At 43.3% G+C, this 16040-nt stretch carries 13 protein-coding genes, 1 tRNA gene and 1 pseudogene; 8 read left to right on the top strand and 7 right to left on the bottom strand.

The window, feature by feature from the left end:
* Positions 1 to 53 precede the first annotated feature (53 nt).
* The 3 genes from HCZ42_RS13445 to HCZ42_RS13455 form a co-directional block, all read right to left on the bottom strand.
* Positions 54 to 515: a copper chaperone PCu(A)C gene (locus HCZ42_RS13445; RefSeq protein ID WP_167421176.1), complete on the bottom strand. Its 462-nt coding sequence runs from the start codon at positions 513 to 515 to the stop codon at positions 54 to 56.
* Positions 516 to 668: 153 nt separating this feature from the next.
* Positions 669 to 1094 (bottom strand): hypothetical protein, encoded by a 426-nt coding sequence (locus HCZ42_RS13450; protein WP_167421177.1) that lies wholly within the window; start codon positions 1092 to 1094, stop codon positions 669 to 671.
* A 197-nt stretch (positions 1095 to 1291) separates the two neighbouring features.
* Positions 1292 to 1861, bottom strand: a complete 570-nt coding sequence (locus HCZ42_RS13455) for a UPF0149 family protein (RefSeq protein WP_167421178.1) — start codon at positions 1859 to 1861, stop codon at positions 1292 to 1294.
* 126 nt (positions 1862 to 1987) lie between these two features.
* On the opposite strand from HCZ42_RS13455, the gene HCZ42_RS13460 reads away from it, so the two are divergent.
* The 4 genes and pseudogenes from HCZ42_RS13460 to HCZ42_RS13475 all read left to right on the top strand — a co-directional run bounded on the left by HCZ42_RS13460 (position 1988) and on the right by HCZ42_RS13475 (position 6885).
* Positions 1988 to 4417 carry a hybrid sensor histidine kinase/response regulator gene (locus tag HCZ42_RS13460; protein ID WP_167421179.1) on the top strand — a complete coding sequence of 810 codons (2430 nt, stop codon included), beginning with the start codon at positions 1988 to 1990 and terminating at the stop codon, positions 4415 to 4417.
* A 222-nt stretch (positions 4418 to 4639) separates the two neighbouring features.
* Positions 4640 to 5089: an L-alanine exporter AlaE gene (locus tag HCZ42_RS13465; RefSeq protein WP_167421180.1), complete on the top strand. Its 450-nt coding sequence runs from the start codon at positions 4640 to 4642 to the stop codon at positions 5087 to 5089.
* Between the two features lie 145 nt (positions 5090 to 5234).
* Positions 5235 to 5322: transfer RNA gene (locus HCZ42_RS13470), tRNA-Ser, on the top strand.
* A 325-nt stretch (positions 5323 to 5647) separates the two neighbouring features.
* A pseudogene (locus HCZ42_RS13475) lies at positions 5648 to 6885 on the top strand (tyrosine-type recombinase/integrase).
* A gap of 449 nt (positions 6886 to 7334) precedes the next feature.
* Here HCZ42_RS13475 and HCZ42_RS13480 read toward each other — a convergent pair.
* The 4 genes from HCZ42_RS13480 to radC form a co-directional block, all read right to left on the bottom strand.
* Positions 7335 to 8300 (bottom strand): viperin family antiviral radical SAM protein, encoded by a 966-nt coding sequence (locus HCZ42_RS13480; protein WP_167421181.1) that lies wholly within the window; start codon positions 8298 to 8300, stop codon positions 7335 to 7337.
* A 120-nt stretch (positions 8301 to 8420) separates the two neighbouring features.
* Complete coding sequence (locus tag HCZ42_RS13485; protein WP_167421182.1) at positions 8421 to 10592, bottom strand: hypothetical protein; 2172 nt, start codon at positions 10590 to 10592, stop codon at positions 8421 to 8423.
* Positions 10593 to 11228: 636 nt separating this feature from the next.
* Positions 11229 to 11477 carry a DUF2787 family protein gene (locus HCZ42_RS13490; RefSeq protein ID WP_254868972.1) on the bottom strand — a complete coding sequence of 83 codons (249 nt, stop codon included), beginning with the start codon at positions 11475 to 11477 and terminating at the stop codon, positions 11229 to 11231.
* Positions 11474 to 11950 carry a RadC family protein gene (gene radC, locus HCZ42_RS13495; protein WP_167421183.1) on the bottom strand — a complete coding sequence of 159 codons (477 nt, stop codon included), beginning with the start codon at positions 11948 to 11950 and terminating at the stop codon, positions 11474 to 11476. The genes HCZ42_RS13490 and radC overlap by 4 nt, the downstream gene beginning before the upstream one ends.
* Before the next feature lie 271 nt (positions 11951 to 12221).
* Here radC and HCZ42_RS13500 point away from each other — a divergent pair, with 271 nt between their 5' ends.
* The 4 genes from HCZ42_RS13500 to drmD all read left to right on the top strand — a co-directional run.
* Complete coding sequence (locus tag HCZ42_RS13500) at positions 12222 to 12425, top strand: helix-turn-helix transcriptional regulator (protein WP_140338491.1); 204 nt, start codon at positions 12222 to 12224, stop codon at positions 12423 to 12425.
* Between the two features lie 63 nt (positions 12426 to 12488).
* Positions 12489 to 13337, top strand: coding sequence for an HNH endonuclease (locus HCZ42_RS13505; protein WP_167421184.1), 849 nt, complete (start codon positions 12489 to 12491; stop codon positions 13335 to 13337).
* 82 nt (positions 13338 to 13419) lie between these two features.
* The gene (locus HCZ42_RS13510) at positions 13420 to 14463 is read left to right on the top strand and encodes a DNA cytosine methyltransferase (RefSeq protein ID WP_237484639.1); all 1044 of its coding nucleotides are present in this window, start codon (positions 13420 to 13422) and stop codon (positions 14461 to 14463) included.
* A 162-nt stretch (positions 14464 to 14625) separates the two neighbouring features.
* Positions 14626 to 16040, top strand: a 1415-nt coding sequence (drmD, locus tag HCZ42_RS13515) for a DISARM system SNF2-like helicase DrmD (protein ID WP_167421186.1), incomplete at its 3' end; no start/stop codon positions are given.

A 16040-nucleotide genomic window follows, 5' to 3' on the forward strand; every position in this document is an offset into this window, starting at 1 on the left:
CTTGCGTTAGGAGTCCAGTGCCCCACTTAGCTAAGTGGGGCATTTTTTATCGCCTAGTGGGCGTGAACGTGACCGTTTTTCTCGACTGCTAATTCGACTTGAACCTCGCCAGCATTTTGAAAGACTAACGTCATCGGGAAGCGTTCCCCTTGCTTATAAGCCTTTTCAGGATTGAAAATCATTAGGTGGTAGCTACCCGGTTTGAACATGACCGTCTCTTGCGCTGCGATTTTAACGCGGTCAATTTGCTTCATCTGCATCATGCCGTCTGACATTTCATGGGTGTGAATCTCGACCCTTGGTGCGACAGGCGTTGAGGCACTAATTAAGTAGTCGTCTTGTTGAGCGTTGTTCTTGAGCTGGAAAAAACCGGCGATAACCGTTGCAGTTGGAGGCGCTTCACGACTCCACGGATGGTCGATCTCAATATTCCCCGTATTGTACTCGTGAGCCACAGTCTGAACGCTAAAGAATGTGAATGCGCTTAGTAACAGTGTTTGAAGGTATTTGTTCATTTTGAATCCTAACTTTATGTGTTGCCAGCGATGGTATTGGAATAAGGCTGGCGAAGTAGTGAAGCAAAACCCGTAGAGTTTTAAAGCATGACGATGTACGCGCAGAGCGACTCCGCCATTAAAACGGGCTTACTTTATATGTCGTTTGTGTTGTTACGCGTAGATAAAGTTAGGAGGCGACTGTTTAGGCGCTAGGGATAAATAGATTCGTTGCGTGACTCTAAGATACCGGTAAGCGTTGAATGGAGGTTGAATACGAACTAACCACAGAGCAATAACGCTTGCAATCATCGCGAAGATCAACAGCGCAAGTTGACACACGTCTAATAGAGGGCAACTGAACTTGAGTGGATCGTGATAGTTGTGTTGACTGGTGTCACTATCGTCATTGGCAGCGATTAACTCACTAATATCTATCCACTTAAAACCTTCTGCGGTACAAAACAAGACTTTTTCTCCCTGCGCTTTCGATAGCCAGTTTTTACTATGTACTTGTGAAGGGTTCAGAGCCATGGTGGCGAGCAAATAAAGTTGAAACAAAAGAGCGGCAATGACGTAAATCGCCAAGACCTTTTGCATACTCGTATTGTTTCGAATAATTCGCATCACGGAGTTTTAATGGGTGGAATGTTGGTGGCGAATATTAGCAGGGCTGATAAAAAGATGTAACTCTATTTTTATCAGTTGGTGATGTAAGTGTGAACTGATTGAGTGTGTTTGGAATAAAGAGGCGGGATTCGTTGAGAAAAGCCGCTGAACAAACAGCGGCGGTTAGCTTATTCTGCTTGAGCGAGTGTCACACCACGCATGGTTAAGCCACACAGCATCATTGGGATCGACTTGAAGATTTCTTCAAATTGCTCTAAGCCTTCAATGCCTTGTTCAGCAAGCGTTGCAATCGACGTTTCTGGATCGTACAGCATGCTTACAGACAGCAATACACCGCCTAGTAACGCACTATCTTCGCTGTCTTGCGGCATGATGGTTTCCCAATCGTCGCGTGCTAGTTGCCAACCTTGCAGTAATCCTTCACAGAAATCGCGTGCTGCTTCGTTGACGATCTCTTCTTCATCCAATTGACACGCTTCTGGCCACTGCCAGCGATTTTCTAATAGAGCAGGGCGGTATTCATTCCACATTGCAATGATATGCTCAATGTAGATTTCCAGTTGCTCACCATCAGAAAACGGTGCGACTTCTTCACCACCCCATAAGAAAGGCAACCATTCTTGAGGAGGTAACAGGTTTGGTGCTGCGGCCATAGCAGTCACAAAACCACGAGTTTTAGCTTCATTGATGAGCTTATCTTGCAGCTCAGGTTGAGCGAGAAGTTCTTGTAGCGTCAAAGTGATAACCATAAATATTGGAGAGTTGTGATGGCGTAATGGTAACAGGCGACGTAAATGATAAAAAGGTTGAAGGGTTTAAATATTCACTATAATTTTTGCTAAACAATAAAAATTCAGTCGGTTATGGATATTCGATCTTCGCTAAAACAGAAAAGCATGTTTGCGCTTGCGCTATACCTAGCGGCAGTGGTGGCGCTAATAGGGACGGTGAGCTATTTCGTGGTTGAACCGCCAACGCGAGATCAATTAGAGAAGAACCTCGATTTACGTACCGAACTGATTTCTGCCCAGATACTCGCCCCAGTTAATAACTCGTTAAGTGTTCTACAAAGCATCGTTAGTATTGGAAGCCATCCCAGCCCACAACAAAACCAAGCCCAGCTTTTATACAGCCTCTTTTCCCTCACCGATGGTGTTGCCGTAAGTGGAGGGCTTTGGCCTGCGCCATACTCCATCAACCCGACTGTTGCTTATTCAAGTTTATTTTTTAATCGCACACCTGATGGCATTATTGACCGTATTTACTCTTGGGACAATCCGGAATCTGGCGGATACGATATTACTGACTGGTACACCTCTGCATCTCACTCATCTCCTAACACCGTGTCCTGGTCTCCTGTTTATATCGACCCTTTTACGCATGTGCAGATGATAACGGCTTCGTCGCCTTATTATGTGGAGGGGGAATTTGCCGGAGTCGCGACAGTAGACATTTCTCTTGAAGGATTGGTGAGCTTTGTCAGACGTCACGCAGAAGAGTACAACCTTGGTGTTATTCTGACCGATGGTTACGGTGACGTTATTCTTGAGCATAACTTCAGGCGGGCAGAACACAGTTATATTGGAAAAAAGACCTTTGGTAATTTCCAATGGCGAGTTGATGTCGTCAACGCCAAACGCGTCGTGGACGAACAAGTTTACGACGTGGTTTCGAAAGTCGAAGCGGGTATTGTCCCGATCATGTTGCTTTGCGTGATGCTTGGTTACTTTCTTATCAGCCGTTTTCTCATCGAACCCATTGTGTTGATCGCGCAAAAGGTTGGTGACTCGAAAGAAGGCGGCATTATTGATATTCACTACAACAGTAACGATGAGATCAAACACCTCATCAACACCTTTAACCAGAAGACCGTTTTCCTAGAAGCTGAAAAAGTCAAAGCGCAGGCGTCTACCAAAGCCAAAAGTGCTTTTTTAGCCACTTTATCCCATGAGATCCGAACACCGATGAATGGTGTGTTAGGTACGGCGCAAATCCTATTAAAATCACCACTTAATGACGAGCAACGCCGGCACCTACGTACCCTGTATGAGTCTGGCGACCATATGATGACCTTGCTCAACGAAATCTTGGACTTCTCGAAAATCGAACAAGGTCATATTGAGCTCGACCTCTATCCGTTCCCTTTAGACTCGATTATTGGAAGCGTCAACAGCATCTATTTTTCGCTCTGTGCGGAGAAAGGACTGAAATTCAAAGTGGTTTCTCAGATACCAAGTGATCGTTGGTACATGGCCGATAAAGCGAGGTTGCGCCAGATCCTTTTCAATCTGCTCAGTAATGCGGTGAAGTTTGCCGTGCAGGGTTATGTCGAAATGCATTTCAATGAAAAAACGATTGAAGGGAAAAACTACTTACAGATCAAAGTGCGAGACACTGGGATCGGGATTGCAAAAGAATCGCAAGAAAAGATCTTTAAGCCGTTTGAGCAAGCAGAGTCGACCACTACCAGACGATTTGGTGGTACAGGTTTAGGCTTAGCGATCGTAAAGCAGCTCTGCGAGAAGATGGGCGGCTCGATACAGGTGACTAGCGAACTAGGAGTTGGCTCGTGCTTTGAAGCTCTGCTTCAACTTGATGTGTGTGAACCGATAACACCTGATACCAAAGTGGACAGAAAGCTACGCTATGAAGGCTTAAAAGCTTTGGTCGTTGAAGACAATCGAACCAACTCGATCATCATTAGCACATTTATGTCGAACAAAGGTTTTGAGTGCGATTGCGTTGAGAACGGTGAGCAAGCCATAGATGCGATTTCAAATGATGTTTATGATCTGGTATTGATGGACAACCATATGCCAGTGATGGACGGTATAGAAGCCACAACCGCTATTCGCAAGTTAGATAGCAGCAAATCGAGAGTGTTGATTGTTGGCTGTACCGCTGACGTGTTTAAGGATACCCGCGCTCACATGAAGAGCGCTGGTGTTGACTTTATCATCCCTAAACCGATCGATGAGACTGAACTCGACGATGCGCTCTTTGCGTTTGCCGATAAGCTTTATCAGTTCAAGCCTAACTTACGCAAAAAGCAACACAAGATAGAACTGGGCGTAGAGCAACAGCTACTGAACTTTTTTATGGCAGTCGATGATAGAGATTTGGACAAAGCTAAGGAGGCTTTTGAGCCGTTGTCTCAATCCATTGGCAACACTGCCAACCTGACGCTGGATGGTTGCCTAGGGCGAATTGCAATTAGTTTGAATGCAAATCAATTCCCAACGACTCAAGATATGGATTTACTAGCGGTGCAAGCCACTGAATTCTGTAATTAATTTTGGCTAAAGTTGTTATTTTATTGTTTTAATTCTGTCTGGGTAGTGAATCCAACTAAGTTTGTATTTTCCGTTGGTTTTTTATTCAATAACTCACAAAAAATACGAGATCAAAAACTGAAAAACTAATGCTTTAATAGCGGCATGAACTGCTTTGTAGTTCTTTGTCTGGTTTATTGTTTTAGTTGTGTTTTTGTTTGTAGTATTTTGTTAGGTGAGTTGATGAAATCTCGTGGGCCATTTTGCATTCGCAACGCTGCAGCCGATACATTTGCAATGGTAATCTTCTGCTTTGTATCCGGTATGTTCATTGAAATCTTTGTCTCTGGGATGACGTTTGAGCAATCACTTGCCTCGCGAACGCTATCTATCCCGGTAAATATAGCGATAGCTTGGCCTTACGGCGTGTTCAGAGATTTCATGCTTCGCCAAGGTGCAAAACTTTCTTCGAGTAGCGTGATGAAGAACCTTTCTGATTTGGTTGCCTACGTGTTGTTCCAATCACCGGTATACGCGGCCATTTTGTTTACCGTTGGTGCATCAACCGATCAAATCGTCACCGCTGTTGCAACCAATGCCGTGATCTCTTGTGGGATGGGGGTTCTTTATGGTTACTTCCTTGATCTTTGCCGCAAGCTGTTCCGCGTGCCGGGCTACTACCATCAAATCTAATATGGTCGAAACACGATCGAATTAGCTAGATAGTAACCAAACGGAATTAACGCACCGCTTTTTTAAGGATTTAGGCTTGACCTAATCCAGCAGAATCATTAAATTAGCGCCTCGTTGGTTAAACATACCAACCACAATCTGATTCGGTGAGTTGTCCGAGTGGCTGAAGGAGCACGCCTGGAAAGTGTGTATACGGAAACGTATCGAGAGTTCGAATCTCTCACTCACCGCCACATTCTTGAAGAAAGACGTCCTAGGACGTCTTTTTTTATGCCTATTATACTTTTAAATCAATAAGTTATCGTCCGATAACGTCCAAAGATGTCCTAGTTCGTTCGCCATTTTGGGGTATGACAAAGTGTATGTTTTAATCTTTCTCGACTTCGGGAATATACCATTTGAACCTGTTTTACTAAGTTCCAATCCAAGTGATTAGAAACTTGGGAATTACATGAATTACAGCTTAGATTTTATATAAATCAATGGCTTAGGGTTAAGTGGTATGACGCGAAAAATCTAACTTTTTCTGAGTGTAGCTTAGTCATACCAGGGGGCAATATGTCGCACTTAATACATCGTCTGAAAGACAAGGAAATCGAACAAGCGCAGGGCCGAGATCGAATCTATCGTTTACCTGATAGTGGAGGTCTCTATCTACTGGTGAAACCCAACAACCTCAAATACTGGGAGTTTCGTTATACAAAGCCAGGTACAAAAAACAGAACCTTCTTGGGATTGGGTAGCCTAGACATGCTCAATGTTGATGGTGCTCGTGACAAAGCGTTTGAGATGCGCAAACTTCTGAAGGGAGGTATGACCCTAAGTTAGACAGGATCGAGAAGAGGACCCAGATTCAACAAGAGCAAGCTTGTACATTCAAGTCAGTCGCTGATGAATGGGTTAAGACCAAGACGAAACTAAAACCTAAGACCGTCCAAGGTAACTGGAGAAAGCTCGAGCTTTATGCTTTTCCTAAGTTCGGTGAGATCCCGGTTAAGTCACTGACGCCAATAATAGTTCAGGAAGCGTTTAGGCCGATTGCTCGTAGAGGCAAGTTGGAGACAGTAAAACGCACCATCCAGTTGGTAAATGAAATCATGCGCTTTGCTATTAATAGCGGTTTGATCCAACACAACGTTTTATCTGGAGTTGGAGAAACTTTTGCTTCTCCTGATGTGAAACACATGGCGGCACTTAAACCTGATGAACTAACAGAGTTACTACAGACAGTTGCAACTGCAAATATGCAGCTGGCTACCAAATGTTTAATTGAGTGGCAGCTGCACACCATGACTAGACCAAGTGAAGCTGCTGGTGCTCGCTGGGATGAGATTGACATAGAAAATCGACTCTGGATTATTCCAGACACACGGATGAAAATGAAACGTGAACATCGCATTCCATTGACTGATCAGACTATTGCCATACTGGAACGCATACATCCTATCAGTGGGCATAGGGTGCATGTATTTCCATCTATGCGCTTCCCTAAGCGGTCTATTGACTCTGAGACCATCAATAAGGCCCTGGGACGCATCGGGTTCAAAGATCGCACCACCGCGCATGGTATGCGCTCTCTCGCCAGTACTACGTTGAATGAAAGAGGTTTTGATCCGGATATCATTGAAGCAGCTTTAGCTTACCAGGACCGTAATGCCATCCGCTCTGCCTATAATCGAACAGATTACCTGGAACGCCGACGAAAAATGATGGAGTGGTGGAGTAGTTACATCGATGATGCGGCAGTTGGTTCACTATCTGTAACTGGCGCAGTGCACTTAAGGGCTATCGGCTGAGAGGGAAACCAACAGGAAATGAAAAAAAGGGCCGTGCTACGGTACAGCCCTCTCTCTATCGTCACATCACTTCATGTTTACATTTAACCCAAGCAATTAGTATCTTTTGGCTTTGGTCAAATGCCAACCTTCACCGTGCTTGCACTTATACACTTCTAACTCAATGCCTTGCTCTTCGTAAATGATATTAGCTCTGAGCCTGGCTTCTTTACTTGTAGGGTATGAATTTTTGTATTCCCCGATAGCGGAAGTGCATCTGGAGCACTTTTTACTAGGTGTAAGCCTAGACTTTGGAGATAAATGCCATTGCCTGCACTTCTCGCATTTATAGGGTGCTAGATCATTCCCATATACATTTCTAGAGTATTCAGCGGCAACTTGTGCCTCAAACTCCGTATAGTAAACACTTAGAAGTTTTCCGGACACTTTCCCTAGGCACGTCTCACTTTTCATATCAGCACCTCATCAGAGATGTTGGACATGTTTTTGACATGGTAACGAGACTTAAAACGATTACAATTGAAGTTTACTTGGCTCAATGCCGCCTCTACACCTACATCAGTAATACGCTCACTGTAACTATAACCAGACATACCATTATTGTTTTGATAAAAACGTCCGTTTGGGTCAATCATCAAGTATGACTCAGTCATTGTATTGTTTGACTCAGGAGAGATTGGTAAGCCCTTACCTGAATGTTTCTCAACAAACCGACGAAACTGATCATCTGAAATTAACAGTTCATGCTTATCAGTAGGCATCACCTGAAGCACTTTCCATTTGTCTACTGCTATGCTGGAAATTAGATGAGTAAAGTCTTCTTCACAGTTTAGAGCGTTTACAACGGTGTTAATTTTTGTCTTCAATCCTTTTTGGGTGTGCGATAGAAGTTGTAGTGCGAGCTGAAGTTCATCTTCGTTTAGTGAGTTGCCTCTTCTATCAATACGACCTAACTCTCTTCTTACGGAGGATTGTTGACTATCGAAGCTGATACCAATCATATCCAGTGTATTAACGGGTAATTCGAAACGCCGCCTTAACAGATAGCTACCGTTAGTAATGATTGAAGTTTGGAATCCTTTCTGTTTCGCCATTACTAAAGCAGCAGAGAACGCGCTACCTAGCATCATTGGCTCACCACCAGCAAAATTTAAACGTACATCCTGGTACCCAAGCATTCTTTTGATCTCTGGGTTACCATGAATGAAGTAGTTGGCTAGTTTGTCGAGCAGTTGTTCAATAGAGCTCAATGAGCGATGCAGCTCATTGGGTTTTCCCCACTTAGCAAAGCAATAGGTACAGTTATAGTTGCAAGCCTCTGTTATGTGCCAGTTGATTACGAGTTCATTTAACTGACTAGAGGTCATTCTGTTTATTGTGTTGGCGTTAGCAACACCGTGAGTTATTTTTGGCATACGTATACTCCTTGACGGGCCTACAATCGTAGGCCGTAAAGTTTTTACATGGCGGACGGCAAGCGTCGAGGTAGGAGCATCGGGCTCCAGTACACCAAGATGGGATGAATTTAATGTAGTTTATGGGTTACGCATTAAGTTGCGTCTGGTTTTGAGGGCATCCTCATGATTGATTGTCATACCGAGATTTTGTCGCTGGCAGATAAGTAACCACCATTCAGCTGCAATAATGCCTCGCTTCAAATCTGCGATAGTAGAGTTCCTTTTTGTGTTCCTTCGGACAGCTTTGTAACATTCATTTGCGATTGCACGTACATCCGGATCAGGATCTGACAGTTTGATGAAATACACTGCTTTATGAACTTTGCCGTTAAGATCAACCCCTAACTCAGTTAGTGCCTTTAAGTATCCTTGTCGCCAAACTGAAGATCGTTCGACTATTTGTTCAACTGCGTATTGTTTATCACGCGCTTTTTCGCCTTTGCGAAGGCGTAAACGGCTCAGACAAAACTCAGCTAATTCGTGAGTACAAGCTATATAGGGCTGCGATAACTTTTTTTCATAGTTTTCTGGTGCTTCGCCCAAATTGATGACTTCATTATTATCAAAAAGTTTCTTAGCAAGGTCGCTAATAGGCTCATACCACTGGTTCGTGCTCGTATTGAAGGAACGATCTCGTAATGAAATCGCCTCATCAGCAAAGGAACTCGAATAAGAACGTATTAATAACATACGATGACGAAAAGATTTGCTTGGCTGTACCTTGTCTAGTCTTTCCAATAAAACCCTGAGCAGATCACTATAGTAGAGAGGTGTTTCTGTCTCGTCAGACTTAGAGACTTCTCCTCTCAAAATACCAATGCTTTTATCAATATACGGAGTTAGATTTTCACCATGTAAACAACGAATAGCAGTAGTAGTCCATTCAGGGATTAACCTCTTTGGAAAATTAGCTGTTTCAGGAAGCCTTCGAAACATTTCGCTCCACCATTCAGAACAGGCGGAATAGAACTCAGAAGAGACTCCCCTTCTTGCTGGGACATGAGCCGATAAAATGCGAAGTTGCTTTTCAACTTCTAGCTCACTCATATTTGCCAAGAAAAGATCTTTCCAGGTAGCAAAAAAAGTTTCGCATACCCATTTTTCAGAGCTATTAGATAATTCTGGCGATCTTTGCTTGTCGCCCAAAATGCGGTCAAAGTCTTGCTGGATCGACCATCCTATCCAAGTTTCTAATTGCTGTGAGCTTAACTGAGAACATAATGCTTCCAGCTCGCTGTTGCGACGAATGTCCAGTTCTTCATGACGTTGTGTCTCCCAATCAAATTCGCTGTAGAAATCATGGGATATATGGTTAAAGTACCGGTCAACTTGACTAGCCCATTGTTCAAGTTCTGGTCCTGAAGCATTATCTAAGTTAAAACTTAGAATCAAAACCTTCTCGAGTTCCTGATTTGTGTTGTTGAGCCAGTTAGTTAGAGACCTTTTGATCTCTTCGTCATCAAAGTCTTTCTGCCAAACTAGTGACTCAAGCCGTTCCCATGGCGTGCCCCAAAAAAAACTAGATAAATCACAAGAAATTCGTCCCATTTCTGCATCATGTTTGAGCCATGTTTGTAAGAATTCTATGCCTAGTTGGATTGATTGAGCGTGTTCGCAAGGGGAACTAGAATCATCTCTTGATGAAGCTAGCGATAGTAGTCCTTTAAATAAAGTCGAGTTGTCTGAGTGGTATCTTAAGCTGTCAAACGGTGGAGCAATAAAGTACAAGCAACCCCAAAGAATGTGCAGTCTCTCATTTCCATTGAGGGAACAAAACGCATCATCATTGAAAAACTCTGTGGTGAAAAAAAGCTCATCGTCATAGTGATTTCGAACAAACCAACCATATGAGCTAAAGTGTTTTTCCATTCCCGCTTTATAGAAGCTGTAAGGAGAGGTTGGAAAATATGTGTTTGCTACGTCAGTCAAAAATTTGAATAGTGATGACTCTTTATAGGAATCGTCAGCACGAAATGGCTGTAAGCGAAAACGAATGTTCATATTTTGGCAAAACGCTAGCGCCACGCACTTTTCTGGTTCAGAGTTCTGCTCGTTAGCGGTAGTCAACGCATCTTCAAGGCGTGACGAGTTATAAAAGACATCAATCCAGTTTTCTGAAAAGTGTTTAATCAATAACGTTCGGAAATTACCTTGAATTTCAAATTCATCAAGTGCTTGCACGAAACGTTCAACGGGATCTTTTTTTTCATCGAGGGAGCGATTGCCAAATGGCGCATCTATCCTGCACATAGTTTTCTCCAATAAAAATGGGAGTTAGGTTTCACATATAGAATTAACCGGAGCAGTGTCCGGATTTGCAGCTGAAACCTCCCGTGCAATAGAGGGGAGCGGAAAAGTGAGTAACGTACTCGGTAGCCGACTGCAATTTAGTCCAAGAAACCCTAAGTGAATTCCCAAATATTGTCAATACGTTGGAGATGAATTAAGAAAATATGAGCATTTTAACCTGTGTTGGAAGCTTACCACCAAGAAGTGTTGTGTCTTGTTTCTCAGTGAAGTTTTGATCTCTCTAGCGGCGTACTGTTGCTATTTCTGCTACTAATAGCAACAAATAGCTATGAATGGAGATGCTTTGTGAGATTGTCAAACAAGCAGACTTATAAACTTAGTGATATTGATGCAAAGGTTCCTATTGCAGATAAGCATTAAAAAACGCATCGAATTAGAAATCCCGGTTTTTGTGTCCGTCCCAAGCGGCTTTCAGGTACGGGCTATAGATCCGCGGCTTGAGATCTTGACCAAGTCTGATGTTATCTTGAGTGAACCGAACATTTAAAAAAAGCGCAGCTTATTAGGCATTTTGTAAGAGAGCAAGAGTTTGACGTTTTCAGGCAACCAAACGTGAATACGTCGGGTCTATGTTCATTAACGTTGCTCAGCGTCAAAGGTCGCAATAAAGCGAAGCTCCCATGGTGAGTCAGGTGTGGCTCGTTCAAGCTGTATCTCTACTGGTTGGATGCCGCAGCGCTCGGTATAGAAGCTGGAGACCTTAAAGTTAAGGACCACACGTTTGCTGTCTTCTGGAATGTGGTAACAGCTCAGGATGAACTCAGTGAGCTGGTGTAGGCTTGCAAGCTGAAAGGCTGATGCCATCTCTTTCGAAACATTGCTCATAGCATGCCTCCTTCTGCCATTGAGTAGCACTCTTCACCCACTACGATATGGTCCAGTACGCGAACATCAATCAGGGCCAATACGTCTTTGAGTCTTTGCGTGATTCGCCTGTCGGACTGTGATGGTGTTGCGTCTCCTGAAGGGTGGTTGTGAGCCAGTATGACAGCGGCTGCATTCTTTTCTAGGCAGACTTTGACCACTTCTCTTGGGTAAACACTGGCGCTGTCTATCGTGCCGTAAAACAGCTCGTTGAACTCAATCAGGCGATGCTGGTTATCGAGAAGCATGAGAGCGAACACTTCCCGTTCATAGCTTCCCAGTCTGTACTTGATGTAATCCTTCGTTGCATTGGGATTGCAGAAAGCATCTCCTCTCAGATATTTCTCCGCGATTATTTCAGCGGCTTTTTCTAGTACTTGGTGAGCAGATATTGGCCCATGGAACGAATAGTGTCGGTTACTTAAATCGTGCATATAGAAACTCCTGTTAGTGGGTATACGCACTTGGATGATATGTACCTGAAATTTGTTTGAATCGACTAAATGCCTAGTCGTATTTAGCTGGGGATAATAAACCTACTGGGACTTACTTAATCTATGTAGGGATGGGGTGTAAGAAACAGACTTTATGGGTCAGGTTGAGTCATTTAGCAGGGCCATTTTATTTAATGTGGACCTACTCGGACGTCCCTATACTCCTAGCCGGGGCTTAACGTCTGTTGAAAACTAATATGAGGAAAATGAGATGAGGTTCTTGAGGTTAGACGAGGTGAGAGAGAAAACAGGTTTAAGTAAATCAGCTATTTACAACCAAATTAGAAAAGGAGAGTTTCCGGTAAGCGTGCCAATTGGGTCACGAACAGTCGCCTGGCTTGAAAGCGACATAAACGAATGGTTGGAATGGCGGGTACAGGTTCGAGATCGCGCTGTGAAAGGATTTTTTAGCTAATAAAGTCATATTTGGCTATAAACTTTACGTGGGCGGTCGTGGCAATTAACGTTGAGGTTATACATGAAAATTGGAAAGTTAGTACAGGCACTTCTGCCCAAGATACTGGAGTATTGTGAGCAAAAAAATCACAATGAGTTCGAGCGTCTTTGCGATGCTGATTACTCCAAGCGCAATTTTAACCTTAACTTTCCTTTTTTGATTCCAATCAGTAGCCTTCCTTCGGATTTATCCAAACGTTACTGGACCAAAGTTTACTTGGTGCGTGGGCAAACTGTTCGTGCATGTAGCCAGTGGTTTGAAAAAGATGCGGTTTACTTTGTTAAATACTTAAAACGAATCGGCATCGACTATGACCAATCTCAGTTGGAGAGTGAGTCACTTGAATCAAGAACAACACTCTCGCACAAGCTATCAGCACCAACTGCCAGAGCCAATAGCCGCTACCGTGGTAATGCGATAGGCAATGCTCAAAACCTATTAGTGCGAAATATCCTTAGTAACCTTGGAACAGAGCAGTTTTCTGAAGAGGATTGGCAGGCAACCAAAGCCTACTTCAACCATCAATGTGCTTATTGTGGAGAGTCAAAGGAACTGGTGATTGAGCACGCAATCCCTATTAATAAGGTTTACCTAGGAGAGCATCGACTCGGAAATCTGGTGCCGAGCTGTAGAGAATGTAATAGCGCAAAAGCAAGCAAAGATTTTCGTGAATTCCTAGAAGGGCGGGATGACAAGGTTAAGGCGATTGAATCTTATATGGACGAGAAAAACTACGTACCTCTTGAAAACAACGAGCAGGTATCAATGATTCTCGAGATGGCTTATCGAGAGGTTGGCACAGTGGCTGAGCGATATATCACAATAATCAACGAGCTGTTTGTTAGTGACGATGATTCTTGCTGTTCATAGTTACACTTCACTATCGTGCTCGATGCTTTACTAGATTTATGGTATAGTCCTCGCAAAGTTAAAGTTGATTTTGGTAGTTAAAGTGAAAATCGTAGGTGTTGACCTATTTTGTGGTGCTGGAGGCCTGACCCATGGCTTACAAAAGGCAGGGATTGATGTAAAAGCTGGGTTTGATATTGAGGTGAACTGCAAATTTCCGTATGAGCACAACAACAGTGCTGAGTTTGTTCTAAAAAGTGTAGCGGATGTTACAGCCGAAGATATTAAGTCAAGATTTGACGATAGTGCATACTCGTTACTTGCTGGCTGTGCACCTTGCCAACCTTTCTCTAAGTACACTCAAGCGAAACCTAAAGAACAAGATGAGAGATGGGGGCTACTTTATCAGTTCGCTCGCCTAGTTAAAGAATCACAACCTGACTTCATTACAATGGAAAATGTTCCTGATTTGAATAAGCATAAAGTCTACGCTGACTTCAAAGAAGGCCTAAAATCAGAAGGTTACTTCGTTGATGAGAGAGTTGTTTTTTGTCCGGACTATGGGATGGCACAGACTAGAAGTAGGCTCGTTTTATTAGCTTCCCGTCTGGGGAAAATTGAATTAATAAAACCAACTCACGATAAAAGCAAATACATAACGGTCAAAGATGTTATAGGACATCTGCCAAGAATTAAGGCGGGTAGTGTTAGCAAGCATGATCCATTGCATCGCTCAAGTAGTTTGTCTGAGTTGAATCTGAAGCGAATAAAAGCATCAAAACCAGGAGGCACGTGGCGAGATTGGCCTGAGGAACTACGGGCTAAATGCCATACGAAAGCTAGTGGAAAAGGCTATGCTAGCGTTTATGGTCGCATGACATGGGATGAGCCTAGTCCAACTATCACGACTCAGTGCTTTGGTTTTGGGAATGGTCGTTTTGGACACCCAACTCAAGCCCGAGCAATTTCATTGCGGGAAGCCGCAATTTTACAGTCGTTTCCTGATGACTATGAGTTTGTTGAGCCAGATGGCGAATATGCGATAAAAAACCTTGGTAAAATGATTGGAAACGCAGTACCTGTGCGTCTTGGTGAAATAGTCGGTACTTCCCTACAGAATCATATCAACCAGCAACCAAATCAGTAGTTTTTACTTTAAGGCTCGATAGTATTGATTTGCACATGTTAGAGTGAAAAATGTACAGTTAACTTATTGATGTGAAGCAACTTTAGCGTTTAAGTAACTCCTCATAACTGAGTGTTCAATGCTATAATCATAGGCTGCTTTCTCTATCAGCAATAAGTAGCTATGACACAAACCATCGAATATTCAGTCACTCCAGAACCAGGCCAACTGGTTGAAGTTAGAAAGCAACAATGGATTGTCGCTGACGTGAAAACTTCACAACTCCCAACTTTATTTCGCACAAAGCAAAATTATGTAACGTTATCCTCTATTGATGAAGATGGCTTAGGCGAAGAACTTGAAGTGATCTGGGAGATTGAGCCTGGCGCTCACATTATCGAAAAATCAGGCTTGCCAGAAATAACTGGTTTCGATGATGCAAGCAAGTTAGATGCATTTCTAGATGCAGTTCGTTGGGCGGCCGCTACCAACGCAGATAGAAACTTCTTACAAGCCCCTTTTCGCAGCGGTGTGAGCATTGAAAACTTTCAACTTGATCCTTTAGTTCGAGCAATCAATATGGCTCGTGTAAATCTTCTGATAGCAGACGATGTCGGCCTAGGTAAAACCATTGAAGCCGGCTTAGTTATTCAGGAGATGTTAATTCGCCACCGTGCTCGAACAGTGCTCATTATTTGCCCTGCTTCTTTGCAATTGAAGTGGCAAGACGAGATGCAAGAAAAGTTTGGTTTGGAGTTCAAACTTGTTAATACCGAGTATGTGAAACAACTTCGCCGCGAGCGAGGGATTCATGCTAACCCTTGGACGTCGTTTCCTCGACTTATTGCTTCGCAAGACTGGATAAAAAGTGGAGAAGGTTTAAGGCTTCTCAGAGAAACTATGCCAGCAAAGGCTGAATACCCGCGTAAGTTTGATATGTTGGTCATTGACGAAGCGCATAATATCGCTCCATCTGGCTCAGCGAATTACGCTGTTGCAAGTCAGCGCACAAAAATTATTCGAGAAATCTCGCCACACTTTCAGCACAAGTTGTTTTTAACGGCGACACCCCACAATGGCTACACAGAGTCATTTACATCGCTGTTAGAAATCCTTGATGACCAGCGTTTCTCTCGCAATATCTTACCGAACGAGAAACAACTCCAGAAAGTCATGATTAGGCGTTTGAAAACCGATCTTGTCGATGAAAATGGAGAGGCTCTTTATCCGAAGAGAAAGTTGCAAGCTTTGGAGGTTAATTTCACTGAGCACGAGCGCAGCATGCATAAAAAGCTTGATCAGTATGCGCAAAGTCGTGAGTTATCAAACGCTGATGCAAAAAATGCGATGGCAACAAAGTTTGTTAACGGTTTACTTAAGAAAAGACTCTTCTCTTCACCAGCGTCTTTTGCATCAACGCTAGAAAAACATATCAACACTCTAAACAAGGCCTCTGAGTCAACACAAACGACAGCTATTGAAGAGCGTATCCTTCGCAAAGCGATGCTTAAAGCTGACGAAGATTATGCAAATGATCAAGATTTTGAATTGGCGCAAGAAGAAGCGATCGAGGAGGCAAGCAGTCGAACGGTACCACT

Source organism: Vibrio hepatarius (assembly GCF_011806575.1).
Taxonomy (GTDB): domain Bacteria; phylum Pseudomonadota; class Gammaproteobacteria; order Enterobacterales; family Vibrionaceae; genus Vibrio; species Vibrio hepatarius_A.

Excerpts from the sequence above, each read along its gene's own strand:
- HCZ42_RS13505 (WP_167421184.1), top strand. The coding sequence starts at position 12,489 with ATGAAAATTGGAAAGTTAGTACAGGCACTTCTGCCCAAGATACTGGAG.
- radC (WP_167421183.1), bottom strand. The coding sequence starts at position 11,950 with ATGCACGATTTAAGTAACCGACACTATTCGTTCCATGGGCCAATATCT.
- HCZ42_RS13485 (WP_167421182.1), bottom strand. The coding sequence starts at position 10,592 with ATGTGCAGGATAGATGCGCCATTTGGCAATCGCTCCCTCGATGAAAAA.
- HCZ42_RS13490 (WP_254868972.1), bottom strand. The coding sequence starts at position 11,477 with ATGAGCAATGTTTCGAAAGAGATGGCATCAGCCTTTCAGCTTGCAAGC.
- HCZ42_RS13500 (WP_140338491.1), top strand. The coding sequence starts at position 12,222 with ATGAGGTTCTTGAGGTTAGACGAGGTGAGAGAGAAAACAGGTTTAAGT.
- HCZ42_RS13450 (WP_167421177.1), bottom strand. The coding sequence starts at position 1,094 with ATGCAAAAGGTCTTGGCGATTTACGTCATTGCCGCTCTTTTGTTTCAA.
- HCZ42_RS13480 (WP_167421181.1), bottom strand. The coding sequence starts at position 8,300 with ATGCCAAAAATAACTCACGGTGTTGCTAACGCCAACACAATAAACAGA.
- HCZ42_RS13465 (WP_167421180.1), top strand. The coding sequence starts at position 4,640 with ATGAAATCTCGTGGGCCATTTTGCATTCGCAACGCTGCAGCCGATACA.
- HCZ42_RS13445 (WP_167421176.1), bottom strand. The coding sequence starts at position 515 with ATGAACAAATACCTTCAAACACTGTTACTAAGCGCATTCACATTCTTT.
- HCZ42_RS13460 (WP_167421179.1), top strand. The coding sequence starts at position 1,988 with ATGGATATTCGATCTTCGCTAAAACAGAAAAGCATGTTTGCGCTTGCG.